Annotated in this window: 27 protein-coding genes; 2 read left to right on the top strand and 25 right to left on the bottom strand. The window is 57.1% G+C overall.

Annotated features, from left to right (window positions below; translation table 11 throughout):
- The first annotated feature begins 27 nt into the window (after positions 1-27).
- Positions 28-723, top strand: coding sequence for an endonuclease NucS (nucS, locus tag MHX53_RS07750; RefSeq protein WP_239271980.1), 696 nt, complete (start codon positions 28-30; stop codon positions 721-723).
- Positions 724-743: 20 nt separating this feature from the next.
- Here the strand turns inward: nucS and murA are convergent, their stop codons facing one another.
- From murA to argS, 21 genes are all read right to left on the bottom strand, one after another.
- The gene (gene murA, locus MHX53_RS07745) at positions 744-2,021 is read right to left on the bottom strand and encodes a UDP-N-acetylglucosamine 1-carboxyvinyltransferase (protein ID WP_102237787.1); all 1,278 of its coding nucleotides are present in this window, start codon (positions 2,019-2,021) and stop codon (positions 744-746) included.
- Positions 2,021-2,488 carry a DUF2550 domain-containing protein gene (locus MHX53_RS07740; RefSeq protein ID WP_102237786.1) on the bottom strand — a complete coding sequence of 156 codons (468 nt, stop codon included), beginning with the start codon at positions 2,486-2,488 and terminating at the stop codon, positions 2,021-2,023. Before MHX53_RS07740 ends, murA begins: the two co-directional genes overlap by 1 nt.
- A 21-nt stretch (positions 2,489-2,509) precedes the next feature.
- Positions 2,510-2,767 (bottom strand): F0F1 ATP synthase subunit epsilon, encoded by a 258-nt coding sequence (locus MHX53_RS07735; RefSeq protein WP_102237785.1) that lies wholly within the window; start codon positions 2,765-2,767, stop codon positions 2,510-2,512.
- Between the two features lie 3 nt (positions 2,768-2,770).
- A complete protein-coding gene (atpD, locus tag MHX53_RS07730; protein ID WP_102237784.1) occupies positions 2,771-4,222 on the bottom strand; it encodes a F0F1 ATP synthase subunit beta in 1,452 nt (483 codons plus the stop codon).
- Positions 4,223-4,250: 28 nt separating this feature from the next.
- Positions 4,251-5,186 (bottom strand): F0F1 ATP synthase subunit gamma, encoded by a 936-nt coding sequence (locus tag MHX53_RS07725; RefSeq protein WP_239271978.1) that lies wholly within the window; start codon positions 5,184-5,186, stop codon positions 4,251-4,253.
- 31 nt (positions 5,187-5,217) lie between these two features.
- Positions 5,218-6,852, bottom strand: coding sequence for a F0F1 ATP synthase subunit alpha (gene atpA, locus MHX53_RS07720; RefSeq protein WP_239271976.1), 1,635 nt, complete (start codon positions 6,850-6,852; stop codon positions 5,218-5,220).
- Between the two features lie 76 nt (positions 6,853-6,928).
- A complete protein-coding gene (locus MHX53_RS07715) occupies positions 6,929-7,735 on the bottom strand; it encodes a F0F1 ATP synthase subunit delta (RefSeq protein ID WP_102237781.1) in 807 nt (268 codons plus the stop codon).
- Positions 7,735-8,289 carry a F0F1 ATP synthase subunit B gene (locus tag MHX53_RS07710; RefSeq protein WP_239271974.1) on the bottom strand — a complete coding sequence of 185 codons (555 nt, stop codon included), beginning with the start codon at positions 8,287-8,289 and terminating at the stop codon, positions 7,735-7,737. Before MHX53_RS07710 ends, MHX53_RS07715 begins: the two co-directional genes overlap by 1 nt.
- A gap of 21 nt (positions 8,290-8,310) precedes the next feature.
- Positions 8,311-8,544, bottom strand: coding sequence for an ATP synthase F0 subunit C (gene atpE / locus MHX53_RS07705; RefSeq protein ID WP_102237779.1), 234 nt, complete (start codon positions 8,542-8,544; stop codon positions 8,311-8,313).
- A gap of 87 nt (positions 8,545-8,631) precedes the next feature.
- Entirely contained in the window at positions 8,632-9,435 is an 804-nt protein-coding gene (atpB, locus tag MHX53_RS07700; protein ID WP_239271972.1) for a F0F1 ATP synthase subunit A, read from the bottom strand.
- A gap of 214 nt (positions 9,436-9,649) precedes the next feature.
- Positions 9,650-10,084 (bottom strand): hypothetical protein, encoded by a 435-nt coding sequence (locus MHX53_RS07695; protein WP_239271970.1) that lies wholly within the window; start codon positions 10,082-10,084, stop codon positions 9,650-9,652.
- Complete coding sequence (locus MHX53_RS07690) at positions 10,081-11,190, bottom strand: MraY family glycosyltransferase (RefSeq protein ID WP_239271969.1); 1,110 nt, start codon at positions 11,188-11,190, stop codon at positions 10,081-10,083. Before MHX53_RS07690 ends, MHX53_RS07695 begins: the two co-directional genes overlap by 4 nt.
- A gap of 3 nt (positions 11,191-11,193) precedes the next feature.
- Positions 11,194-11,856: an L-threonylcarbamoyladenylate synthase gene (locus tag MHX53_RS07685; RefSeq protein WP_180965250.1), complete on the bottom strand. Its 663-nt coding sequence runs from the start codon at positions 11,854-11,856 to the stop codon at positions 11,194-11,196.
- Entirely contained in the window at positions 11,834-12,769 is a 936-nt protein-coding gene (gene prmC / locus MHX53_RS07680; RefSeq protein WP_239271968.1) for a peptide chain release factor N(5)-glutamine methyltransferase, read from the bottom strand. Before prmC ends, MHX53_RS07685 begins: the two co-directional genes overlap by 23 nt.
- Positions 12,729-13,808: a peptide chain release factor 1 gene (gene prfA, locus MHX53_RS07675; protein WP_204514479.1), complete on the bottom strand. Its 1,080-nt coding sequence runs from the start codon at positions 13,806-13,808 to the stop codon at positions 12,729-12,731. The genes prmC and prfA overlap by 41 nt, the downstream gene beginning before the upstream one ends.
- Positions 13,808-15,643, bottom strand: a complete 1,836-nt coding sequence (gene rho, locus MHX53_RS07670; protein WP_239271967.1) for a transcription termination factor Rho — start codon at positions 15,641-15,643, stop codon at positions 13,808-13,810. The genes prfA and rho overlap by 1 nt, the downstream gene beginning before the upstream one ends.
- Before the next feature lie 262 nt (positions 15,644-15,905).
- A complete protein-coding gene (thrB, locus tag MHX53_RS07665; protein WP_239271965.1) occupies positions 15,906-16,829 on the bottom strand; it encodes a homoserine kinase in 924 nt (307 codons plus the stop codon).
- Position 16,830: 1 nt separating this feature from the next.
- A complete protein-coding gene (gene thrC / locus MHX53_RS07660) occupies positions 16,831-17,904 on the bottom strand; it encodes a threonine synthase (RefSeq protein WP_239271963.1) in 1,074 nt (357 codons plus the stop codon).
- A 12-nt stretch (positions 17,905-17,916) separates the two neighbouring features.
- Positions 17,917-19,212: a homoserine dehydrogenase gene (locus tag MHX53_RS07655; RefSeq protein ID WP_239271961.1), complete on the bottom strand. Its 1,296-nt coding sequence runs from the start codon at positions 19,210-19,212 to the stop codon at positions 17,917-17,919.
- Positions 19,209-20,648, bottom strand: a complete 1,440-nt coding sequence (gene lysA / locus MHX53_RS07650; protein ID WP_239271959.1) for a diaminopimelate decarboxylase — start codon at positions 20,646-20,648, stop codon at positions 19,209-19,211. The genes MHX53_RS07655 and lysA overlap by 4 nt, the downstream gene beginning before the upstream one ends.
- Positions 20,648-22,288, bottom strand: a complete 1,641-nt coding sequence (gene argS, locus MHX53_RS07645; protein WP_239271957.1) for an arginine--tRNA ligase — start codon at positions 22,286-22,288, stop codon at positions 20,648-20,650. Before argS ends, lysA begins: the two co-directional genes overlap by 1 nt.
- A gap of 479 nt (positions 22,289-22,767) precedes the next feature.
- Between argS and MHX53_RS07640 the strand changes: the two genes are divergently transcribed.
- Complete coding sequence (locus tag MHX53_RS07640) at positions 22,768-23,031, top strand: S1 family peptidase (protein WP_239271955.1); 264 nt, start codon at positions 22,768-22,770, stop codon at positions 23,029-23,031.
- 76 nt (positions 23,032-23,107) lie between these two features.
- Here MHX53_RS07640 and MHX53_RS07635 read toward each other — a convergent pair whose 3' ends face one another.
- From MHX53_RS07635 to MHX53_RS07620, 4 genes are read right to left on the bottom strand one after another with little or no spacing between them, the layout of a single operon-like run.
- On the bottom strand, positions 23,108-23,752 hold the full coding sequence (locus MHX53_RS07635; RefSeq protein WP_239271953.1) for a hypothetical protein: 645 nt from the start codon (positions 23,750-23,752) through the stop codon (positions 23,108-23,110).
- Positions 23,740-24,435 carry a sodium/glutamate symporter gene (locus MHX53_RS07630; protein ID WP_239271951.1) on the bottom strand — a complete coding sequence of 232 codons (696 nt, stop codon included), beginning with the start codon at positions 24,433-24,435 and terminating at the stop codon, positions 23,740-23,742. Before MHX53_RS07630 ends, MHX53_RS07635 begins: the two co-directional genes overlap by 13 nt.
- A gap of 5 nt (positions 24,436-24,440) precedes the next feature.
- Positions 24,441-24,704 carry a hypothetical protein gene (locus MHX53_RS07625; protein WP_239271949.1) on the bottom strand — a complete coding sequence of 88 codons (264 nt, stop codon included), beginning with the start codon at positions 24,702-24,704 and terminating at the stop codon, positions 24,441-24,443.
- Between the two features lie 39 nt (positions 24,705-24,743).
- On the bottom strand, positions 24,744-25,139 hold the full coding sequence (locus MHX53_RS07620; protein ID WP_239271947.1) for an FAD-dependent oxidoreductase: 396 nt from the start codon (positions 25,137-25,139) through the stop codon (positions 24,744-24,746).
- Positions 25,140-25,177: the final 38 nt, after the last annotated feature.

The following is a 25,177-nucleotide window of genomic DNA, read 5'->3' as shown; positions in this document are numbered from 1 at the left end:
TGCAATTGTGTCACGTAAAGTAATTGCGTGCGATTAGTAATAGCGACGTGCAGTGTGAACTATGCAGGACGCCTGACAGCCCACCTGCCCATGGCCCAACGGCTCCTCATGCTCAAGGCCGACGGTTCCGTTCTGGTCCACTCCGACGGCGGTTCCTATAAGCCGCTCAACTGGATGACTCCCCCGGCCGCCTTCACGGTCGACGAGCCCAGCGACGAACAAGCTCAAGCCGGCATTACCGAAGTGTGGAACGTCAACCAGACCAAGACGGGAGACCGCTTAGAAATCGCGATTCAAACAATCCACCGCGACATCGAACACGACTTGGGCGAAGACCCAGGACTCCTCAAAGACGGTGTCGAAGCGCACTTGCAAGAGTTACTCGCCGAACACATCGACACCCTGGGCGACGGCTACACCACGGTGCGTCGCGAGTACCAAACGCCAATCGGCCCTGTCGACATTCTGGCCCGCGACGAAAACGGCGCCTCCGTCGCAGTAGAAATTAAGCGCCGAGGTGGTGTCGACGGCGTCGAACAACTCACCCGCTACCTAGAGCTCCTCAACCGGGACCCACTCATTGCACCCGTGAAGGGCGTGTTTGCGGCCCAAGAAATCCGGCCACAGGCACGTACCCTGGCAACCGACCGGGGAATCCGCTGCGTCACCCTCGACTACGACGCGCTACGGGGCATGGACGACCCAGAAAGCCGACTCTTCTAGGCCCAGCTTAAGGCGCGCCACTACAGCTCAACGTCGTCGCGCTCGATGCGCTCAATCTGGGCGCCCAAAGACCGCAGCTTCTCTTCGAAGTGCTCGTACCCACGGTCAATGTGGGACACGCCAGCCACCTCGGTAACACCGTCTGCTACCAAGCCGGCCAACACTGCCCCGGCGCCGGCGCGAATGTCACTTGCTTCCACCTCGGCACCAGACAGGGACTCGACACCGTTGATAAGCGCGTGGTTACCGTCCAGCTCAACCTGAGCACCCAAACGCGCCAACTCGCGCACAAATCGCCAGCGAGCTTCAAACAGGTTCTCGGTTAGCAACCCTTGCCCATCAGAGATCGCGTTTAGCGTGATGGCAAACGGCTGAAGGTCGGTGGGAAACCCGGGGAACGGAAGCGTTGAAATTCGTACCGGCCGAGGTCGTTCCGGCCCCACGACGCGCATGCCACCGTCGAATTCGGTCACCTGGGCGCCAGCGGAACGAAGCTTATCGAGGACGACGGGCAGAAGATCCCCGTTCACGCCTTTAACCTCGATGTCTCCCCCGGTGATGGCGGCTGCAAACGCCCATGTGCCAGCCACAATACGGTCACCAACACACACATGGCGAACAGGCTGAAGGGACGAAACTCCCGTGACCGTCAAGGTCGAAGTTCCGATACCTTCGATGTTTGCGCCCATCTCGACAAGCATCGAACAAATGTCGACGATTTCAGGTTCCCGGGCAGCGTTATCGATCGTGGTCACTCCGTTAGCCAAGGTGGCGGCCATGACCAGATTCTCAGTTGCGCCAACCGACGGAAACGCTAAGCGGATGTCAGCACCGTGGAGCCCTTGGGGAGCACGCGCAATGAAATATCCGTGATCCAGACTGACCTGGGCTCCCATGGCGCGAAGGCCGGCTTCATGCAGGTCAAGTCCACGCGAACCAATGGCGTCTCCGCCCGGAAGTGCCACGTGTGCTTCGTTCACTCGTCCCATCAATGAGCCCAAAACTGAAATGGACGCACGCATAGCACGGACGAGCTTGTAATCTGCACGCACTGATGGCTTTTCAGGAACGGTAATAGTCACAACGCCAGCGTCTGCGTCGTAATCGACAGAGCACCCCAGCGACATGAGGAGCTTCACCATGATTTTGACGTCCAGAATGGCAGGAACGTTCTCAATGACTGAGGTTCCGGGCGCTAAGAGAGTTGCGGCCATGAGTTTGAGGACGCTGTTTTTTGCGCCACGCACATCTACCGTTCCGCGTAATGTACACGGACCATGAACACGCAAAACTTCCATTACGTAAACCGTCCCACAGAATGATTAGCGCCGGGTGGTGGGGATTCCAACCACGATGAAAATGCGGCAAGAGCTTCTTCGTCCATAGCCAACCGCACCTCGCCCGGGCGGTTAGTGTACTGACCGTACTGACACACAGCAACCTTCGCGTCGGGCAACAGTGCGTACTGTTCATCCCCGCTGGGTGTCAGTCGTTCACCGATCGTCATATCGGTCCGAGGGTACTGTTTGACTGGGCGCCATCCAACACCAAAGACCGGGTACCAGTCGAGGCTTCGGACAGTCAGAACTGCGAGCCCTAAACGCCAACGTGGGCGACGTGCAGATACGTCGCCCACGAGGATAGAGCAATCAAACGCGCCGGTCAGTCGCGAAATCGCGCGACGGCGAGCAAGAATCAAGGTCACCGTGACAACAGCCAGCCCTACTAACGAGAGCAGAATAATCAGCAGGGTCGATGGATTCACGGTGCCATTCTAAGTGATCGCTTAGACAAGCTTTGCCTGGTCGGCAACGACGTGTACAACGTCGTCAGCAACTGACAAGAAGCCTCCATCGGCCGAAACATTGATCGTCTCACCCGATGTCGGGGTGATGCGGACATTCCCGCCGGCCACGATTGCCAAAACAGGTTCGTGACCGGTGAGAATTCCGATTTCACCTTCCACGGTCCGCGCAACCACACGTTCGGCATCGCCGGACCACACGGAGCGGTCGGCGGCCACAACGGTGACGTTGAGACTCATGGATTAGTTCTCCTTCTGGAGTTCGTCGTAGTTGCGCAGAACATCCTCGATTGGACCAACGTTAAAGAATGCCTGTTCTGGGATGTGGTCGAACTCACCGTCGCAGATGCCCTTGAAGCCTTCGATGGTGTCCTTGATGGAAACGGTCGAACCTTCGACACCGGTGAACTGGAGCGCGGTGTAGGTGTTCTGCGACAGGAACTGCTCGATACGACGAGCACGGTGAACCGTAAGCTTGTCTTCTTCGGACAGTTCGTCGACACCCAGAATCGCGATGATGTCCTGGAGTTCCTTGTTCTTCTGCAGGATCTGCTTCACGCGTACTGCGGTGTCGTAGTGGTCCTGGCCCACGTACAGCGGGTCAAGAATACGTGACGACGAAGCCAGCGGGTCAACGGCTGGGTACAGACCACGTGACGCAATGTCACGCGAGAGTTCCGTCGTTGCGTCCAAGTGCGCGAAGGTCGTTGCAGGAGCAGGGTCGGTGTAGTCGTCAGCTGGCACGTAAATTGCCTGCATCGACGTAATCGAGTGACCACGGGTCGAGGTAATACGTTCCTGCAGAACACCCATTTCGTCAGCAAGGGTTGGCTGGTAACCAACGGCCGAAGGCATACGCCCAAGAAGGGTTGACACCTCGGAACCTGCCTGGGTGAAACGGAAGATGTTGTCAATGAACAGAAGCACGTCCTGGTTCTGAACGTCACGGAAGTATTCCGCCATGGTCAGTCCAGTCAGTGCAATACGCAGACGCGTGCCTGGAGGCTCGTCCATCTGACCGAACACCAGTGCGGTCTTGTCGAGAACTCCAGATTCATCCATTTCGTGGATCAGGTCGTTACCTTCACGAGTACGCTCACCCACACCCGCGAACACGGACACACCACCGTGGTCCTGTGCAACACGGGTAATCATTTCCTGGATCAGAACGGTCTTACCAACACCAGCACCACCGAACAGACCAATCTTTCCACCCAGAACGTATGGGGTGAGAAGGTCGATCACCTTAATACCGGTTTCGAACATCTGAGTCTTGGACTCGAGCTGGTCGAAGTTAGGAGCGGTGCGGTGAATTGGCCAGCGCTCGGTGATTTCGTATGGCTCGTCAATCATGGAGTCGTTGAGAACGTCACCGGTAACGTTAAAAACCTTACCCTTGGTGACGTCACCAACTGGCACGGAAATTGGTGCGCCAGTGTCAATGACTTCCTGTCCGCGAACCAGACCGTCGGTAGGCTGCATCGAAACCGCACGAACGATTCCGTTACCCAACTGCAGTTCAACCTCGAAAGTGATCTTACGGGTACCTTCGGACAGCTCAACCGTAGTGGTCAATGCGTTGTAAATAGCGGGAACAGCATCGAGTGGGAACTCAATGTCGACCACGGGGCCAATGACACGTGAGATCCGACCGACGGTCCCTTGGACCTGTGGTGTATCCGTAGCTGTGCTCATGTTTTCTTTCTCTTCTGCTCTCTATCCGTCAGTCGTTGCCGCCGGCACCGGCAAGTGCGTCTGCACCACCGACGATTTCTGAAATTTCCTGCGTAATTTCTGCCTGACGCGCCGAGTTGGCAAGGCGCGTGTAGGTTCGAATCAAATCGTCGGCATTGTCAGTAGCGGTCTTCATTGCCTGCTGACGTGCCGCCTGTTCGCTAGCGGATGCGTTTAACAACGCCGCAAGAATGCGCGACTCAATGTACTTGGGAAGAAGCGCGTCAAGAACCGCTTCTTCACTCGGTTCGAATTCGTACAGCGGGTACGCTGCGTCCTTAGCCGAGGCGACACTGGCTGGCGCGTCGACCGGAACCTCATCGGCTTCGATCACTTCCAGCGGAATGAGTCGTCGGTATTCAGGTGTTTGCGTCACGCTGTTGACGAACTTCGTGTAGACCAAGAAGATCTCGTCAATCCCACCAGCTTCGTAGTCAGTGTGGAACGAAGACACCAAAGCGTCTCCAATTTCCCGGGCTGCTTCAACTGTTGGGCTTTCGGAGATTCCGGTCCAGGCACGTTGGATCGCGCGTTCACGGAACGTGTAATAAGTTTCGGGCTTCCGGCCGACCACGTACAGGTCAACCTCTTTGCCGTCCTCCTTCAGCATCGTGATGAGCTCTTCTGCTTCACGAATGACGTTGGAGGAATATGCACCGGCAAAACCGCGGTCCGGACCCATCACCACGACAGCTGCGCGACGAATGTTGTCCGGCTCCTTTGTCAGTGTGTGTTCAACGTCTGCATACGTTGCCACTGCGGACACTGCCCGAGTGATGGCGTTAGCGTATGGGCTCGCCGCCTTCACTCGACCAATGGCCTTCTGAATCCGGGAAGCCGCAATAAGCTCCATGGCCTTGAAGATCTTTCTCAAGGACTTGGTGGAGTTGATCTTCGCTTTGAAGACCCTCTGCTGCGCTCCCATCAGTACTTCCTTTCGTTACCAGCGGTCAGTCTCAGCGCTTAGCCTTGACGATCTGTTCCTGCGAGACCTCTTCGGCCTCAGCGGAGTCGAAGGATTCAGTACCGACGTGAACGCCGTCTTCGGTGGTCTGGAAACCAGCCTTGAAGTCCGCAATTGCGGTTTCAAGCTGCTCCACGATTTCACCCTTGAGCTTGTCCTTCATACCAGCGATCGTTTCCAGAATGTCGGTCTTACGCTCGAGGTATGCGTGGAACTCAGATTCGAAGCGCAGAACGTCGCTCACTGGAACCTCATCCAGGTAGCCTTCCGAACCTGCCCAGATCGAAACGGTCTGCTTTTCGGCGCTCATTGGCTCGAACTGACCCTGCTTGAGAAGCTCGGTCAATCGTGCACCACGGTCAAGCTGACGCTTAGTTGCAGCATCGAGGTCTGAAGCGAACATTGCGAATGCTTCGAGTGAACGGTACTGAGCCAAGGAAATCTTCAGCGTACCGGAGACACCGCGGAGTGGCTTCGTCTGTGCGGAACCACCCACACGCGAAACAGAAATACCTACGTCAACAGCTGGACGCTGGTTCGCGTTGAACAGGTCGGACTGCAAGAAGATCTGTCCGTCGGTAATCGAAATAACGTTCGTAGGAATGAACGCACCCACGTCGTTTGCCTTGGTCTCGATGATAGGAAGACCAGTCATCGAACCTCCGCCGAGCTCATCGGAAAGCTTGGCGCAACGTTCGAGCAGACGCGAGTGGAGGTAGAACACGTCACCCGGGTATGCTTCACGACCCGGTGGGCGACGCAGAAGCAACGAAATCGCACGGTAGGCTTCGGCCTGCTTCGACAGGTCATCAAACACGATAAGAACGTGCTTGCCCTGGTACATCCAGTGCTGTCCGATCGCCGATCCGGCATACGGAGCCAAATACTTAAAGCCAGCAGGGTCAGAAGCAGGTGACGAAACGATTGTGGTGTATTCGAGGGCACCGTTTTCTTCGAGCGAACGACGCACCGAAGCAATCGTCGAACCCTTCTGACCACAAGCGACGTAGATGCAGCGGACCTGCTTCTTGGGGTCACCAGACTCCCAGTTAGCGCGCTGGTTAATGATGGTGTCCAGAGCCAAGGCCGTCTTACCGGTCTTACGGTCACCAATGATGAGCTGACGCTGACCACGACCGATTGGGATCATAGCGTCAATAGCCTTCAGACCAGTCTGGAGTGGTTCTTTCACTTCCTTACGGTCCATAACACCGGCGGCCTGAAGCTCGAGCTCACGGCGTCCTTCGGACTCGATCTCGCCCAGCCCGTCGACTGGGTTACCCAGAGGGTCGACGACACGTCCGAGGTATCCGTCACCGACGGGGATCGAAAGAACTTCACCCGTGCGGTACACGCTCTGCTCTTCGGCAATTCCTGCAAACTCACCCAGGATAACGACACCGATCTCGCGCTCGTCGAGGTTCTGGGCCAATCCCAGGGTTCCGTCTTCGAAACGCAAGAGTTCGTTTGCCATGGTTCCAGGGAGGCCTGAAACCTGCGCAATGCCGTCACCGGCGGTGACAACCTTACCTACTTCTGTCTTGTCTGCACTGCCAGGAGTGTAGGACTCTACGAACTTCCCCAGTGCTTCCCGGATTTCGTCCGGGCGAATTGTCAGTTCCGCCATCGCGGTTTCCCTGCTTCCTTCACTTCCTATGCGACCCGTACGGACCGCGAGTCTTCAGTGCCCGTGTATGGGCGAATCAGCTTGCCAACCGACGACGAACGTCGGCAATACGATCAGCAATCGTTGAGCTCGTGACTTCGTCGCCCACCTGAACACGGACGCCACCTACCACGTTGGGATCGATGTGAACGTTGAGAACGAGTTCACGACCGTAGCTAGCGGACAGTGCACGCGCCAAACGCTCTTCCTGCTCCTGTGTCAGGGGGTGCGCTACCGTGACATCGGCAACTGCACGCTGCTGGCGGAATGCCAACACCTGAGAGAAGTTTTCAAGCGTTTCGCTCACCCTCTTGCCGCGAGGGTGGCTCACAGCGTAGTGAATGAGAGTGAGGGTGTATTCCGACACCCGCGAAGCCAGAAGCGTCGAAACAAGTTCGCGCTTCGCCGTTGTGGGTGCGGGGGATTCGAAGGCTCCATCAAGTTCGTGGTCTGAGACGAGCAGGCGAGTGAAACGGAAAATTTCCTCCTCTACCTGTCCCAAAGTGCCTTCGGCCTGGGCGGCAGCAGCGATAGCCGTGACACCAGCTGTTTCAACGGCAGTGACGAAGTCCTGTGCGCGAGCAAAGCGACGGTTCGCTGCTCGAACAACAATCTGCAACGCCGCGTCATCCACGCGGGTGCCAAAGACTGCGTTCAGCGTTGACTGTTTGGTTTCTGGGGCGACCGCCACATCGACAAGCGTTTTCCGCAAGTTGACGTTTTCGGCGAGCACTCCCGAGACGCCCAACAGGCCGTCACCGATAACTTTTGGGCTAGCGGTGTTGAGAGTGTTATTCACATCCTCGAGAACGAGGGCCAGTGAGTTCCTGCTCGACTGCAGCATCACGATTCCTTGACGGTCTGTGCCGGTGTCTGGGTTTCCAGATCGGCAATAAAGCGGTCAACAACAGACGCAGAACGAGCGTCGTCCTGAAGCGATTCGCCCACGATGCGCGAGGCAAGGTCGGTTGCGAGTGAACCAACTTCCGTGCGCAACGAGTTCATCGCTTGCTGGCGTTCAGCTTCGATCTGTGCCTTAGCGGCGCTGATGATCCGATCGGCCTCTTCAGTGGCGCGCTGTTTGGTTTCAGCCAAAATCTGCGCACCTTCTTCTTGAGCTTCGGCACGCAGTCGTGCTGCTTCAGCGCGACCGTCTGCGAGCTGCTTCTGATATTCGGCCAATGCGGCGTCTGCTTCCGCCTGAACCTTTTCAGCCTTTTCAATTCCGCCCTGGATACGTTCTGCACGCTCGTCAAGAGTCTTCTTGAACTTGGGCAGAATCTTCGTCCAGAAAACGACCAGGATGATGATGAAGCAGACCGCCGACCAGACAATGTCATATACGGCAGGAATAAGAGGGTTGTTCCCTCCAGCTGCCAGAACGTTAATCGGGGTCAAGAGTATTCACTCGCTTCCGGATTAGGCACCGAAGATGAAGTATGCTGCAATTCCCAAGAATGCAAGGAGCTCGACGAATGCAATACCAAGGAACATGGTGGTTTGCAGACGGCCGGCTACTTCTGGCTGGCGCGCAGTACCTTCAACGGTCTTACCCACAAGAATACCGATACCAATACCTGGACCGATAGCGGACAGACCGTAACCGACGGTTGCGATGTTGCCGGAGACTTCAGCAAGAATGGAGGTGTCCACGTGCAATATTTCCTTCCGATGTATTGAGCCAGTCGTTTAACTGGCTTTTTCCTTGTCTTTTATGACAGGTCTATTGGGTGCGAACTATCAGTGATCGTGGGAAACGCTCAGCTGAATGTACGCGGCGGTTAGCAGAGCAAAGACGTAAGCCTGAAGAACTGCTACCAAAATCTCAAAGAGGGTAAACACGAATCCTCCGACCAGCGTGAGGCCACCGATACCGAATAGGGCGGCTGAACCACTGGTGAAGAAGAACTGGGTGGCTGCGAAGCACAGCACCAGGAGGAGGTGACCAACGATCATGTTGAAGGTCAGACGCAAGGTGAGTGAAACCGGGCGAGCGATAAAGGTCGAAACGATTTCGATAGGCGTCACGATGATGTACATCAGCGGGGGAACGCCAGCAGGGAAGAGCTGGCTTTTGAGATAGCGCGCTCCCCCTTGAGCTTTGATTCCGGCCCCGATCATGAACACGTAGGTCACGAGGGCCATAAACAGTGGCATTCCGATGTTGGAGTTAGGCGAAATGTTCAGGAACGGAATGATACCTGTAATGTTCATCGCGAAGACCGTCAGGAAGATGGTCGCAATGAGTGGGAAGAAACGTTCGCCGTCCTTCTTACCCAACATGTCGTGGGCGATACCGGTGCGGCAGAAATCGAGAACGATTTCCGCAATCGACTGCGCGCGAGTAGGAACCAGGCGACCACCACGGAGCATCAGCCAGAATGCGAGTACCAGGACAACCGTGACACCCAAGCGAATGAGCATGATGCGGTTGAGCTCAAACGGAGTACCTGCGAAAAGAATTGCTGGAGGCTTGAATTCTTCAAGACCCGGTGCGTGGAATTCCGCTCCCCCGCCTGCGGCAAGGAGCACTGTCGTCGACAAAGCGGAGGGAGTAAACAGGGCAAACTCCTGACAGCTCGGGGCTGGCACGCGCGCACGCGTGTAGCCGGTATGGATTGTCTATCTGTGTCCATGTGCTTATGCACGACACGTGAAATATTTGAGACCCTTGTCGCTCTCACGACTTTTGCACAGGGTTCTCGAATGATTCCTAAATTACTTTATCAACTGTAGAGACCCGAACAAAACTCCGGTACTACTGTTTGGCGTGCGTGTTGTCGTCAGAAGCGTGCGTATACGGGATTCGAGCACCCCTCACCGCAACAACATCGATGGCAAGTGAGACAACCGCTCCCACGACCAACGTGAGGAAGAGCGTCAGACGATCGTAAAACTCTTTATCGCCTAACAACGCGATGACGCCTAAGAACCCAGCGATCTTGATAAGAAATCCTCCAAGTACACCGGCGGCCATCACGGTCGGGTCAAGGTCGGCAGTAAAAAGAAGCACCAGTGCGGTGATCGAAAAGAACGTGAAGGACACGGCTGCACCGATCAGTGCAGCAAATAGCCCCGGTGTCCCCACTGCGAAGTAGCCAACCGCTCCCGCAACTACTGCAAGCACAACTGATGCGATCAACCCCCACACAATGATGCGAAGCATCAGGTTGCGAATGGGCGAGTTTTTCATGTCAGTTCCTTTCGAGCAGACAGACGCGAGTAGAGCGGGTAGAACGTTAAGATCAGTGTCACTGCTACAGCAACAGCAAGCACCGACAAAACCATCAACGTATCGAATTTCAAGAGCGCAACTGTGCCAAACGCGAAAATTGCTGTCCACATGTACAGCAGCAGAACGGCGCGCGCGTGCGAGTGGCCGAGGGCAAGCATACGGTGATGTAAGTGCTTTGCATCGGCAGAAAATGGCGACTTCCCGGCGGCCATTCGACGAACAACGGCGAGCATGAGGTCCACAAGAGGCAACACCATCACCGCTATCGGCAAAAGAATCGGAAGGTACGTGGACAATACGCGTTCAGTTGACAAGAGGGCAGGATCGACCTGGCCGGTCACTCGAATTGTGCTCGCAGCCAGCAAAAGCCCTATCAACATTGACCCCGAGTCCCCCATGAAGATCCGGGCCGGGTTGAAGTTGTGAGGCAGGAACCCCAAGCACGCACCCACCAGAAGGGACGTAATGAGCGATGCAAGGTTCGCGTAGCTGGTAGGAGACGTGTCGATCGCCAGTTGATACGTGTATACAAAAAACGCCACGCCACCAATCGTGACGACTCCTGCAGCCAGGCCATCAAGCCCGTCGACAAAGTTCACAGCGTTAATCGTCACCAAAACAACCAACACCGTCAGAATGAGCGACAGGCGTTGCGAACCGATGATTACGGTGTCGAAAGGAATCGACAAGAGCGCTACACCTTTAAGCGCCATAAAACCCGCCGCAAGTGTTTGACCTGCAAGTTTGGCCACCCAGTTGATATCCCAAACATCGTCGATGACACCCAACAGACACAGAATCGTCCCCGCTCCCAGGATCCCAATCACGGGATCCGGTTCTTGAAACAGATCTTTCAAGAACGGTGTGTTGTACGCGCACACTACACCGGCGAGAACTCCGCTGAACATCGCCACTCCCCCAAGCCTTGGGGTGGGCACTGAGTGGACGTCGCGAGCGCGCAGTGGTGAAAAGATTCGGCCGCGTTCGGCTATTCGCCGGACCATGGGCGTGACCAAGTACGCGACTACCGCCGCTACGACCATGACAAACAGATAAGCGCGCACGCGTCATGCCTCCGGCGCTAGCGGTTCCAAACCGTCAACCACCTGGGCCAGCTCATCAAAACTGATGGGGCCTTCCCTCAGGAGGCGCGGGACCGAGCCACTCATATCGATAATCGTGGACGACTGGCCACCAGGCGCTTCACCACCGTCGAGGAAGATATCGACGCGGTCGCCCAGCATGTTCGCCGCCTGCTCGACGGTCACCGCCGCAGGCTCGCCAGATAGGTTGGCGCTCGACACCGCCAACGGCCCAACTTTGGACAACAGGGCCAGGGTATCTTCGTGGTCGGGCATGCGTAGACCCACGGTTCCATGCGTGTCCCCTAAGTCCCAGTGCAGGCTCGGTTGGGCGTTACAGATGATCGTGAGCGGACCCGGCCAAAAGCGCGCGGTGAGTTCCATGACTGTGCTGTCGACCGCCTCGGCGAGCCCCATCACCGTTTCCGCACGTGGCACCAATACCGGCGGTGGCATGTTGCGCCCGCGTCCTTTCGCCTTGAGAAGTTTGGCAACTCCGTTGGGCGAAAACGCGTCAGCCGCGATGCCGTACACGGTGTCCGTGGGAATGACCAGGAGACCGTCGTCGCGGACCACTCGAGTACATTCCTCCAAAATGAGGTCCCGCACCTGTTCATTGGCAAGATCAAATGTGCGAGACACGATCATCCTCTCCTGAATGTGCAGAATATCCGCGTGTAAATCGGTCTCTGCCAGTGTAGTCGCCCACGGTCTCAACTGATGTGAAACCCGCCCGGTGGAATGCGTTCTCAATGGTGTACGCGTTGTATTCGGCGTGTTCGCAGATGAGCAGGCCGCCGGGTGCCAAGATTCTGGGCGCGCGGGCGATGATTTCTTGCGGAAGTTCCGCGCCGTCCGCTCCCCCGCCATAGAGCGCAAGGTCCGGGTCACTGGCAACTTCGGGCGCGTGTTCGACTGTGCGTGCCACGTAGGGCGGGTTGCAGGTGATGACCTGGGCCGAGGTCGTTCCCAGAAATTCTGTCGCGTCGCCTATGTGCAGGGTTACTGCACTTCCGTGGGCTTCGAAAGCGGGCCGGTACCGGTCGATGTTGTGTTCGGTAAAGCGGGCAGCTTCCGGACTGAGTTCAACCGCATGGACGTGTGTTCTGGGGACTTCGGTTGCAAGTGCAATGGCTATCGCACCTGAGCCTGTACACAAATCGACTGCCGTGTGGCTGTCCCCAGGAAGACCGGCCAAGTACTCAACCGCGTGCGAGACCATGAGTTCGGTTTCAGGCCGTGGAATGAACACCCCGGGCCCCACAAGCAGTTCCTGGTACCGAAACGGCGCAACACCGGTGATGTGTTGCAGGGGTTCACGCGCACTACGGCGCTCGCAGGCTTGGGCATACCGCGCGCTCACCTCGCAGGGCACGTCGGTTCCGCGCAAAACGTGGCTTCCCAGTTCAGACACGGAAATGTCCCACGCCCACGCAAAGAGTGTTTTCGCGTCGGCTGTGGGACTTTCGACTCCTGCGTGGGCCAGCTGTTGGATGGCCTGGCGCAACAGTTGGTCGGCGTTAGCCAATGTCGTCGAGGCGGGCTGCCCGGTCAGCGGCACGAGCAGACTCTACGACATCGTCGAGGCGTCCGTCCAGGACTTGGTCCAGGTTGTAGGCCTTGAAGCCAGTCCGGTGGTCCACGATGCGGTTTTCTGGGAAGTTGTACGTGCGGATACGTTCCGAACGGTCAACCGTTCGCACCTGCGACCGGCGCATGTCGTTGGCTTCTGCGGCAGCTTCTTCAGCTTGCTTGGCCAGAATTCGAGCGCGCAACATACGCAGCGCGGCTTCCTTGTTCTGAAGCTGCGACTTTTCGTTCTGACAGCTGGCAACGATTCCGGTAGGCAAGTGCGTAATGCGAACCGCCGAGTCGGTGGTGTTCACCGACTGACCACCGGGTCCAGACGACCGGTACACGTCGATTTTGAGGTCGTTGTCGTCAAGGTGGATTTCTTCTGGCTCGTCGACTTCTGGGAAAACCAAAACTCCCGCCGCCGAGGTGTGAATCCGCCCCTGCGATTCCGTCACCGGAACGCGTTGTACGCGGTGGACTCCACCTTCGAACTTGAGCCAACCGTAGACGCCACCTTCACGCGATTTAATTGCGATGGTGATGTCTTTGTAACCGCCCAGGTTCGCTTCGGTTGAGTCGAGGACTTCCGTGGTCCACCCGCGGTCGTCTGCCCAGCGCTGGTACATACGCACCAGGTCACCGGCGAACAGTGCGGACTCGTCTCCTCCTTCACCCGCTTTGACTTCCACGATCGCGTCGCGTGCGTCATCGGGGTCTTTAGGAATGAGGAGCTCACGGAGCTTGTCCTGCAACACCTCGATGCGGTTTTCCAGGTTCTTGGCCTCTTCAGCGAAAGCCGGATCTTCACTGGCCAACTCTTTTGCATCCTCAACATCGCTGAGGCACTGGTTGAGTTCGCGGTACGTTTTGGCGATCTGATCCAGTTCTGAGTAACGACGCGTGAGCTTGCGGGCCAACCCGGCGTTCGCGTGAACGTCCGGGTTGGCAAGTTCAGCCTCAATCCGTTCGTGTTCGTCTAAAAGAGAGCGAACGCTGGCTTCAACAGATGAAAGATCCGTATCCATTAAGCGTCATCCGCAGCTGACTTGGGCAGAGGTGTGGTCTTTTGAACCTGAAGCAAGAACTCTGCGTTGGAACCGGTTTCCTTAAGCTTGGAAATGAGCAGCTCGATTGCCTGCTGTTGTTCAAGACCGGCGAGCACGCGACGCAGACGCCACATGACCTTAGTCTCTTCTGGGTTCATGAGGTTGTCCTCACGGCGGGTTCCAGAGGCGTTGACGTCAACAGCTGGGTAGATGCGCTTGTCGGCCAGTTGACGACTCAAGCGCAGTTCCATGTTTCCGGTTCCCTTGAACTCTTCGAAGATCACTTCGTCCATCTTGGAGCCGGTTTCTACCAGTGCTGTAGCCAGGATGGTCAGCGAACCGCCGCCTTCGATGTTGCGAGCTGCACCGAAGAACTTCTTGGGTGGGTACAGTGCGTTTGCGTCGACACCACCGGACAGAATACGTCCAGAAGCTGGCTGTGCCAGGTTGTACGCGCGTCCCAGACGGGTGATGTTGTCAAGCAACACAACGACGTCCATACCCATTTCGACCAAGCGCTTTGCACGTTCGATCGCAAGTTCAGAAATGGTGGTGTGGTCGTCTGCAGGGCGGTCGAACGTCGACGCGATCACTTCACCCTTGACTGCCCGCTGCATGTCGGTGACTTCTTCAGGACGTTCGTCGACCAGCACAACCATGAGGTGAACGTCGGGGTTGTTGGTGTGGATCGCGTTGGCGATCTGCTGCATGATTGTGGTTTTACCGGCCTTGGGCGGTGCCACAATCAGACCACGCTGGCCCTTACCAATGGGCGAGACCAGGTCGATGATGCGCGTGGAGATCTGCTTCGCTTCGGTCTCGAGACGCAGTCGTTCCTGCGGGTAGAGAGGCGTGAGCTTTGAGAACTCAACGCGACGCTTGGCATCTTCAACGGACAGGCCGTTAACTGTGTCCAACTTGACCAGAGCGTCAAACTTTTCGCGCTTGTTGGGGCGCTCACCTTCACGTTGCTGGCGGATAGCGCCGGTCACGGCGTCACCCTTGCGCAGGCCATTGCGCTTGACCATGTTTGCTGACACGTATACGTCGTTTGGCCCAGGCAAGTAGCCCGAGGTGCGCAAGAAGGCGTAGTTGTCGTGGACGTCCAAAATACCGCCCACGGGGATCAGCACGTCGTCGGGACGGAGGTCCTGCTCGTCGTCGCGACCGCGACGTTTCCGGTCCCGACCGCGCCCTCGGTTGCGGTTTCCGCGACGACCGTGGTTGTCGTCATCGCCGTCCCGGTTCTGACCGTTGTTATCCCGGCCGCCGTCGTTGTTTCCGTCGCGACCGTTCTTGTCGTCGTTCTTCTTGTCTCGGCCACCGTCACGACCGCCATCGTTGCGGTCGTCGTCTTTCTTGTCACGGTTGTTTTCGCGGTGGTTATCACGACCGTTCTTGTCACGGTTTCCGTCGCGACCGTTCTTGTCGCGACCGCCATCACGGCGACCATTCCTGGACCGACCGTTGTTCTCATCGTCCTGGTTGTTGTCACCGGGGTTGTTGTCACTGCTCTGGGAGTCAGATGAAGTCGCGTTTGAGTCATCGCGCCGGTGACGGCGACGAGTACGTCCTTCACCCTGAGACTTCTTCTCTTCTACATTTTCCGACGCCTGCTTAGCCGCGGGTTCTTGTGTGGTCTTGGGGGCGGAGTTGCCCGACTGCGCGGACTGAATAGCATCAATAAGCTCGCTTTTGCGCAAACGTCGGTACCCTTTTATTCCCAGTCCCGCCGCCATTTCCTGAAGTTGTGGAAGTCGCAGGGCGGTGAGGCTTCCCGAACGTACTGGTTCGGTTTGTGTGGTTTCTGACACGAAGGTTCCTTCTCCCTCGTTTGGCTGGCGCGAAGACATATGGTGATTCGCCCAGCAACGGACTGCGCACCAGGAGGTGCTACTGCAAGAGAGTATCGAAATGATACGAGAATGTTCCTTGACAACTCGGCGTAATAACCCGAGCGGAACGCTTTCACCCTACCTAACACTCAGCTGGAACACAAAACTGGCGCCCGCCGTGTCTCACACAGCACTCGTGGGCACGACGACTGCCACACCTTAAACAATTACAAAAACCCACTCAGCGAGGTGTTGACGTGACAACAACTCCGGAGTCGGCAATCGATGCCGCGATCATCCGAGACTCGTCACCGGACAAAATGTCCTCACACCGCGCAAGCAAATCCACCTCGGTCCCCAACACCGCGACCGTGGGTCCGGCACCTGAGACCACCGCGGCTAGACCAGCGTCACGTAAGGCATCAACACGGGCCAGTGACTCTGGCATCGCGCTACGCCTGTATTCCTGGTGCAACCGATCCACAGTTGCTTCAAACAACAGCGACGGGTCATTTCCGATCGCATGAACCAAAAGCCCCGCACACGCTGAGTTAGCGGCCGCATCCGAGTGAGGAACGACCTCGGGAAGCAAATCCCGTGCAACCTGCGTATCCAAACGCGTATCCGGCACGATCAACACGGCGGTGATCGACGGATGGACGGGTAAGGACGCCGAAACCGGTTGCCCATCGCCATCCACCCAACTCACGGACACGCCTCCGAAAAGGGCAGGCGCCGCATTGTCGGGGTGACCCTCAAAATGGATCGCCCACCGCAACTTGTCTTGTGCAGACGGCTTGGGTTGCTCGAAGTGTTCAGAGATCACGTCCGCAATCGAAATTCCCGCGACCACCGATGCCGCTGACGACCCCATCCCCCGCGACTGAGGAATCGCGTTGACACAGTCGAGCGTGAGCCGGTCCCCCACGTCAATTCCGCGGTCGCGCAGAATCGTCGTGGTGACGCGGTGAATGAGGTGGTCCGAGGTGGTAGGCAGTTGCCCTTCTCCCTCGCCTGAAACCTTCACGCAGTTGTTCAGATCTACGGGCTCGTCGTGGAGGACAGCGGTAATGCTGTCCGACAGGTCGAGTGCCATCCCAAAGCTGTCGTATCCGGGCCCCAGGTTGGCCGAGGTTGCGGGCGCCGAAACTTCGATCGTGAGCACGTTATGCTTCCAAACCGAGCGCAGAAGCTGCCGAAACAACATCGGCAGACACCTTGACCGGCTCGATCGAGTCCCCACCGGCCGCTTTGAGTGCCCACTGCGGGTCTTTCAGCCCGTGTCCGGTAACCGTACATACGATCGTGGATTCTGCTTGGATGTGCCCGGCTTGAGCCATTTTGAGAAGGCCAGCAATCGAGGCAGCCGATCCTGGTTCTACGAACACGCCTTCAGTCGAGCTGAGCACCCGGTGTGCTTCGAGGATCTGCTCGTCGGTAACGGAGTCGATGAGCCCGCCGGATTCGTCTCGCGCCGCTTCGGCCTGCTTCCACGACGCCGGGTTACCAATTCGGATCGCCGTCGCGATGGTTTCCGGGTTGTCGACCGGGTGACCGGCCACCAGAGGAGCTGCCCCGGCTGCCTGGAATCCCCACATGTGTGGCTGGGACTGAGCCTTACCTGCCGCCTGGTATTCCTTGTAGCCCTTCCAGTACGCCGTGATGTTTCCAGCATTTCCAACCGGAAGAATATGTACATCCGGTGCTTTACCTAACGCATCCACGATCTCGAACGACGCTGTTTTCTGTCCTTCGATGCGGTCCGGATTCACCGAATTCACCAAGTGAACCGGGTACGCTTCCGACAGCTTGCGACACAGGGTAAGGCAGTCGTCGAAGTTCCCGTCGACCTCGACCAGGGTTGCGCCATGTGCGATCGCCTGGCTCATTTTGCCCATGGCGATCTTCCCGGCTGGCACCAAAACAGCGCACGTGAGTCCAGCCTTGGTTGCGTACGCGGCAGCGGACGCCGAGGTGTTCCCGGTTGACGCGCAAATGACCGCTTGCGCTCCTTGCGCTCGGGCCTTGGTGATTGCCATGGTCATTCCGCGGTCTTTGAACGACCCCGTAGGGTTCATTCCTTCGAACTTCACGTACACGTTTGCACCTGCACGGTCCGAAAGGTGTTCAGCGAAAATCAGAGGCGTTCCGCCTTCGCCCAGACTGACCACAGGAGTGTCTGCGTCAATGTCGAGGTATTCGCGGTATTCGTTGATAACTCCCTGCCACTGGTGTGCCATGAGTGCTTCTCCTTATTGGCCTTCGATGCGCAGAACTGACTGGATTTCGCGCACTACGTCGAGCTCGTTGAGGTGCTTCACCGTTTGGGCTAACGCACTGTCAGTTGCTGAGTGTGTTGCAATGACAAGTTTGGCGCGTGAGTCGCCGTCACCCTGGTCATCGTACTGAGTCTGCTGTACCAGTTCGATAGAGACGTCCTGGTTAGCGAATACTTCAGTCACAGCTTGCAACACACCCGACCGGTCAACCACGTCCAAGGTGATCTGATAACGCGTGGTGATTTCGCCCAGCGACGCAACCGGCAACGTGGTACGTGTACGACGTTCGTACTGTCCGCGTCCGCCCAGAACTTTGCGACGAGCAACGGAAACAATGTCCCCCAAAACAGCCGATGCTGTTGGAGCACCTCCTGCCCCCTGCCCGTAGAACATGAGTTCACCTGCCGCTTCAGCTTCAACGAACACCGCGTTGAATGCACCACCCACTGACGCCAGCGGGTGTGAGTTCGGTAGAAGCGCTGGGTAGACACGAGCTGAAACCTTGCCCACGTCATCAAGTTTTTCGCAGATGCCCAGAAGTTTGATCGTGAAACCTTGTGAACGCGCAGTCTCCACCATTTCAGCGGTCACGGATGTAATACCTTCAACGTACACGTCGTCAATGGTGACCGGAGTGTGAAAGGCAAGCGAAGCTAAAATGGCAACCTTGGCTGCTGCGTCAAAACCTTCAACGTCTGCGGTTGGGTCGGCTTCCGCGTACCCTAGTTCCTGGGCCGTCTTCAACGCTTCGTCAAAGCTCCACCCTTCTGTCTCCATCTTGTCCAAGATGTAGTTGGTGGTTCCGTTCATGATTCCCATGACACGGGTGATACGGTCACCGGCGAGTGAGTCACCGACGGGTCGAATGATCGGAATCGCGCCTGCTACAGCAGCTTCGTGTTCGAGACGTACTTGAGCTCGGTCAGCGGCTTCGAACAATTCTGCAAAGTGCTTAGCCAAAAGTGCTTTGTTTGCCGTGACCACTGAGGCACCAGAGTTGAGGGCACTCAGGATCAGTTCGTGGGCTGGGTCGATCCCACCCATCAGCTCAACGACGATGTCCGCGCCTTGAATCGCATCGTTCGCGTTCGTGGTAATCAGGTCTGCTGGGATACCTGGACGTTCCTTTGACGTATCGCGAACGACGACGCCGGTCAGCTCCAGGTCATCGCCAATCCGATCACGGAGTTCATCTGGACGTTCCAGAATGCGACGAGCGACTTCCACACCAACGGTGCCCGCACCCAACAGTGCGACCTTGAGGGTCATGAGTCTCCTTTGAGTAGAGCTGGATCGAATCCAGGATCGGTTGCAAATAAATCGGAGTAGGTTTCCGGCTCCACGATCCAGTACGGATCGCGACCTTCTTCTACAGCTAAAACACCGGGCCGTGGAACCAGGTTGTAGTTCGACGAGAGCGGTTTGCAGTACGCGCCCGTATCGGGAACAGCAATCAAGTCACCCGTCGTGACATCGGACGGGAGGTACTCGTCGCGCACCACGATGTCACCGGATTCGCAGTGTTTTCCAACCACACGCACCACGGTGGGTTCAGCGTCGGAGTGTCGGGAAGCCAAAGTACACGAATAGTCTGCGTCGTACAGTGCGGTCCGCGCGTTGTCGCTCATTCCACCGTCGACAGACACATACGTGCGCACGCCCTGATCCGTGTACACGGGCTTGGTGGTACCCACCTGGTACAACGTAAAGGCCGAGGGCCCCACGATTGCACGCCCAGGTTCAAAGGACACATGTGGAAGATCCGTGTCCTCGTCTTCACACGCACGGACAACAGCGCGCGCAAGTTTGCGAGCCATGTCAGCAAAAGAACTCGGAGTGTCCTGCGACGTATACCGGATACCAAAACCGCCACCCAGATCCACCTCGGCGACAGGAGCCCCAAAATCCCGCTGCAAGGCGGCACGCAAGCGAAGCACGCGCGTTGCCGCCAAGATGAAGCCCTCAGCGTCAAAAATCTGCGAACCGATGTGTGAGTGCAAGCCAACCAGGTCCAGGTGAGGGCTCTTCAACACGTTCTTACACGCCTCGAGAGCCTGGCCACTGGACAGAGACAGGCCGAATTTCTGGTCTTCGTGCGCCGTAGCGATGAAATCGTGCGTGTGTGCTTCGACGCCCACAGTCACTCGCACCATGACAGGCGCTGTCACGCCGAATCGTTCCGCGACTCGTTCAATTCGAGGGATCTCGTCCAACGAGTCCACCACGATCCGTCCGATCCCCCACGACACTGCCATTTCCAGTTCAGCGTCCGATTTGTTGTTGCCGTGGAGACCAACCTTTTGTGGGTCGACACCTGCCGCGCGTGCAGTCAGCAACTCACCTAACGTGCATGTGTCTACGCCCAGTCCAGCCTCAACCGCCCAGCGGGCTACGGCGGTACACAGGAACGCTTTTCCTGCGTAGTATCCGCTTGCAGTCATCCCGTTCGCGGCGAATTCCTGGGCAAACGACTGGGCGAAATCACGTGCCCGCGTTTGGAAGTCATCCACGTCAAACACGAACATGGGCGATCCCCACGTGCGCGCCAGGTCAAGAACCGAATGACCGCACACTGTGAGAACACCGTCCTTCTTAACCGTGTTCTTCGACCACAGCGACGGCATGAGTTCATTGACGTCGTCTGGTTCAGGCAACCAGACAGGAGACGGACCGGCGTGCAACACACCGGAGGGGTGAGCAGGCATTACATCCTTTCAGGTGCGGAAACACCCATGAGGTCAAGACCGTTGGACAGGACGGTTGCGGTCGCTCGATCCAACATGAGGCGAGATGCGTGAACGGGCTCAACCGGGTCATCGCCCAGAGGGGTCACGCGACATGCGTCGTACCACTTGTGGAACAGTCCCGCCAGCGACTCCAGGTACCGGGCCACGCGGTGAGGCTCACGCAACTGTGCAGCCTGAGCCACTACGCGCGGGTAGTCTGCGAGCGCAGACAAAAGTGCCGCCTCGGTGGGGTCTTGCAGGGTTGCCGGGTCGAAGGAGTCCGTGGATACTCCCGCCGAGGTGGCTTTCCGTTCTACGCTCTTTGCGCGAGCGTGTGCGTACTGGACGTAGTAGACGGGGTTGTCGTTGCTGGCGGACTTGAGTACTTCAGGGTCAAGTGCCAGTGGCGAGTCGGCTGGGGTGCGCGCCAGTGAGTAGCGGACTGCGTCCGATCCGAGCCATTCCACCAAGTCGCGGAGCTCAATAATGTTGCCGGCACGCTTTGAAAGGCGCGCACCGTTCACGGAAATGAGTTGCCCGATGAGAATTTCGATATTGCGGTCGGGGTCATCGCCGGCGGTTGCGGCCAAAGCTTTGAGGCGTCCCACGTAACCGTGGTGGTCGGCTCCCAGAAGGTAGATCTTTTCGTCAAAGCCACGGTCGCGCTTGTTGAGGTAGTACGCGGCGTCAGCGGCGAAGTAGGTAGGCACCCCGTCGGACCGCACCAGAACACGGTCCTTGTCATCACCGAAGTCTGTGGTCCGGAGCCAAATGGCACCCTCGTTTTCGAAAACGTGACCCTGTTCGCGCAGACGTTCTACCGCCTCGGCAATGGCGCCGGTGTCGTGTAGCGTGCGTTCGGAGAACCACGTGTCGAAATGCACGCCAAAGGACTCCAAGGTGTCCGAAATATCTTTCAGCTGCACTTTGTACGCTTCGTCTTTGACATGGTCAAAGATCTCGTCGTCTTTTGCGTCGTTCCACTCCGGGTGGCGGCTGAGCAGTTCACGGGCGATGTCGGCAATGTACTGACCGGGGTAACCGCCTTCGGGTACATCCTTTCCACGCATGCGCGCAAGTACTGAATTGGCGAACGTGTCCATCTGGGAACCGGCGTCGTTGATGTAGTACTCGGTGGTCACCGTGGCACCGGCGGCCTTGAGAACGCGACCGATAGCGTCTCCTAGAGCCGCCCAACGTGTGTGCCCAATGTGCAGTGGCCCAGTTGGGTTAGCCGATACGAACTCCAAGTTGATGGTGGAGTTTTTGAGCGATTCTCCGCGGCCATACTCGCGACCAGCCGAAACGATGTCGGCGGCAAGCTTCCCGGCCGCGTCCGCAGCCAAGGTGATATTCAAGAAGCCAGGGCCGGCGACCTCGGCCTTGTCAATCCCGTCCACTCCACTCAAGATCTGAGCCAGGTCGGTTGCCAGTTCACGTGGCTGCAGTCCAGCCTTCTTTGCCGTCTGCAGAGCCACATTGGTTGCCCAGTCACCGTGGTCACGACTCTTGGGGCGCTCCACGACAAGTTTGGCAGGTACCTCCACGTTCGTTCCGTGCGTTTCGTTGTACGCGGAGATGGCCTGTTCAATAACGAGTTTGAGTTCTTCGGGTGTCACATCCCCTAGCCTAATCGGTGGATGTCACGCGCATGCAACTGGATGCCGTTTTATGAACAAGGTTTGCACTCAGCGACACCGGTCAGGGCTCACGGGTTGCACGGCTCACGAATTAAATGCATGAACGACGAGCTCTAAGCGCGAACGCACATGGGCCTTTTTCATGATTGAAGTGATGTGGACTTTGACCGTGCCTTCACTGATGCCTAAGAACCGCCCGATTTCGTAGTTGGACTGTCCTCGACACACAAGGAGGCCATTTCGCGACTCACGGCGACACTGCATTCAAGTCCTATGATGGCCAACCAGATTACGACATCGGTTACGTAGTTCTGGCGCAAGGCTCCGATCTGTCCACTGACGTCAACACATACGGTTCGAACGCGGGCATTTCGGACTCGTCCCGAGGTGACTGGAAAGCACCCGTAGGAACAGACCTATGCCGAACCGGAGCAACCTCGGGTGTCACATGTGGACAGGTGACTGGATACAACGCATCCGTGACCTACTCCGATGAGTATGGACAATCCGTCGCTCAGGTTTCTGGACTGGGAACCTCAACCGTATGCACAGCCTCCGGCGACTCCGGTGGCGCTTACACCTCAGGAGGTTACGCCGTAGGTATGACTTCCGGTGGACCGGCAGCACAGCGCTGTGGTTTCAACGGTGGATATGTTGACGGTCAGTCGTACTTCCAGCCCGTCACCGACGCGCTGAACTACTACGGCCTGACCTTTGGATAGGCGGAGTTCGTAGCGAAATAGACACACCCCCAGCGCTGAGGAGCTTCTCACACGAGAAGCTCCTCAGCTATGTGCGTCACGCTTTGACGGGTTTGCGCGACAGTGCGAACGCGATTACGAAGCCGAGGACCGTTACAGCACCCCAGATCCCGGTTGCTGCCCACGCAAGCCCACCAATGACCAAGGCCGGCACGAACGTAACGGCAAGAATCTCGTTTTGATTGGCAATGCCCTGTAGCGCGTATGGTTCGAGCGTGTTTGATTCCAATTTGGGGTCGACAATGCGAAGTAGGGCGATATCCTGTGGGACCGCGCCGGTTGCCCACCCGAACGAGAAGATTTGCTTTTCAAACCAGTTTTCTTGCAGAACTCGTGGTGCAATAACGAGGCCGACAAAGAGCACGACCGCCAGACCGACCGCGAAAAGAATGAGGAGTGGGACCAGGTGGTCAAGAACTACGGACGGTTTTACCGACGCAATTCCGCACAGAATCAAAACGTCAGTGACGGCACCCGAGATGCTGTTCATCGACGGCTTATCAATGAGCATCGCGCCCTTCATTTTCTGAAACAGGAAGTTCACCAAGAGCCCAAAAATAGAGGCAAGCGAGAACATCGGCACCGTCACACTTGGGAAGGTCGCCTTAAACCAGAGCTGGGCCAGGTACGCCACCGCTGAAATCGCCACCACGATTCCGCCTTGGAATGCTAGCGATTCCACACTCGATCCGGAGAAGACGTAGTGGCCAATAACGGGGCGTTCGCTGTCTTTTTCAACACACCGGTGCGCACGTCCTCGGGAATGCTGGAGAGCCTGGCAAACACTTTTGCGTGTCCGCGCTCGGCGCCAATCTTGGCGGTGATCAGCCCGCCCACGATTCCGGCGAGAAGCCCAACCGTTGCCAATGTAAATGCGAGGTCTGCAATTTCTTGTTGACCCGCCTCGCCAAATACTTGTCCGAATGCTGCCACGGTACCGAAACCGCCGGCCCATCCGGCAAACAGGACCACTCCGAATGCATCAGGTGTACCGAACACTGGGCCTAAGAGCACCAGTGTTAACAAAAGTCCAATGAAGATCTGGACCGAGTACATCAATATCGTGTACCCGAAAAATTGTCCGAGCGGGCTCCCGAATTTTTCAAGTTTAAGGTCCGCTGTCATCGCGAGGCACATAAACACGATGACCACCAGAACCGACGGATAGTCACCGAACAACTTAGAGAACGGCAGAATACCCAAACCGGACGGCCCTAAAGCCAGCCCAATGAAACCGCCGATAACCGATGACGGCACCATGAGCGCGCGCAACAGACTTACCCACGCTCGTAGACCGGCGCTGATAACCAGGAGAGCGCCGATAATTCCAGCGTCAAGAAGTAGTGTCCCGGGTGTGACTTCCATAGGCGTTATTTTTCTGTGTTGAACCGACTGGCTCGGTACGGTGTCGCGTCAAAGAGCGGCTTCGTTTCGAGCGTGAGATCCATGGCAATCTGCGCCCACGCCTGCGTTAATTTAAAGCCGTGGCCAGAAAATCCAGTTGCGATCACGGTGCGGTCACCGATTGCATCGATAATGGGGCGTCTGTCTGGCGTAAAGGCATCCATGTGAATTGAGCTTCTGAGTGGTTCAGATTCGATCCCGACTAGTAGCGACGTGATGACATTTCGCATGGTGGCAAGCTTGTCCGCCGGCACGTGGTGCGGTAGTTCTTATGGCACCGACAGAGGTTTACGGTCGACCACGGCACCCACTTTGACGGTGGCGCCGTCCAGTGTTGGGAATCCGTAAATGTGTTGCGAGCCTTTGTCGCGGATGAACCCTGGTAAGCGAGATGGGGAGAAGTCAGTACCCGGATTCGTTAAGAACCACAACAGCGGGATCGTGTCGATACGCACGATGGGAGCGAGCCACGGTAGAAGCTCCTGGGCCCACACACCGGTTGCGATGATTACCTTTCCTGCAGTTACCTCACCCTGGTCTGTATGGATTCGCACAGCCGAGGTCGTTTCGTCGATGTCTGTGACGCGAGTATGGTCGGTTATCGTCGCACCGTGGGATGTGGCTTCGTGCAGAAAAAGCTGAACGATTCGTTCTGAGCGGAGCACTCCCCCCCCAAAAAAAATCGTCAATGATGGCAACATCT

It is taken from the genome of Brevibacterium sp. ACRRH (genome assembly GCF_022346365.1).
Classification (GTDB): domain Bacteria; phylum Actinomycetota; class Actinomycetes; order Actinomycetales; family Brevibacteriaceae; genus Brevibacterium; species Brevibacterium paucivorans.
This window is presented reverse-complemented; position numbering and strand designations above follow the sequence as displayed.

Bases quoted from the DNA above. Each gene is read 5' to 3' on its own strand.
- murA (WP_102237787.1), bottom strand. From the start codon at position 2,021: ATGGAAGTTTTGCGTGTTCATGGTCCGTGTACATTACGCGGAACGGTA.
- MHX53_RS07735 (WP_102237785.1), bottom strand. From the start codon at position 2,767: ATGAGTCTCAACGTCACCGTTGTGGCCGCCGACCGCTCCGTGTGGTCC.
- atpD (WP_102237784.1), bottom strand. From the start codon at position 4,222: ATGAGCACAGCTACGGATACACCACAGGTCCAAGGGACCGTCGGTCGG.
- MHX53_RS07725 (WP_239271978.1), bottom strand. From the start codon at position 5,186: ATGGGAGCGCAGCAGAGGGTCTTCAAAGCGAAGATCAACTCCACCAAG.
- atpA (WP_239271976.1), bottom strand. From the start codon at position 6,852: ATGGCGGAACTGACAATTCGCCCGGACGAAATCCGGGAAGCACTGGGG.
- MHX53_RS07715 (WP_102237781.1), bottom strand. From the start codon at position 7,735: ATGCTGCAGTCGAGCAGGAACTCACTGGCCCTCGTTCTCGAGGATGTG.
- MHX53_RS07695 (WP_239271970.1), bottom strand. From the start codon at position 10,084: ATGAAAAACTCGCCCATTCGCAACCTGATGCTTCGCATCATTGTGTGG.
- MHX53_RS07685 (WP_180965250.1), bottom strand. From the start codon at position 11,856: ATGATCGTGTCTCGCACATTTGATCTTGCCAATGAACAGGTGCGGGAC.
- prfA (WP_204514479.1), bottom strand. From the start codon at position 13,808: ATGGATACGGATCTTTCATCTGTTGAAGCCAGCGTTCGCTCTCTTTTA.
- thrC (WP_239271963.1), bottom strand. From the start codon at position 17,904: ATGGCACACCAGTGGCAGGGAGTTATCAACGAATACCGCGAATACCTC.
- MHX53_RS07655 (WP_239271961.1), bottom strand. From the start codon at position 19,212: ATGACCCTCAAGGTCGCACTGTTGGGTGCGGGCACCGTTGGTGTGGAA.
- lysA (WP_239271959.1), bottom strand. From the start codon at position 20,648: ATGCCTGCTCACCCCTCCGGTGTGTTGCACGCCGGTCCGTCTCCTGTC.
- MHX53_RS07630 (WP_239271951.1), bottom strand. From the start codon at position 24,435: ATGGAAGTCACACCCGGGACACTACTTCTTGACGCTGGAATTATCGGC.
- MHX53_RS07625 (WP_239271949.1), bottom strand. From the start codon at position 24,704: ATGCGAAATGTCATCACGTCGCTACTAGTCGGGATCGAATCTGAACCA.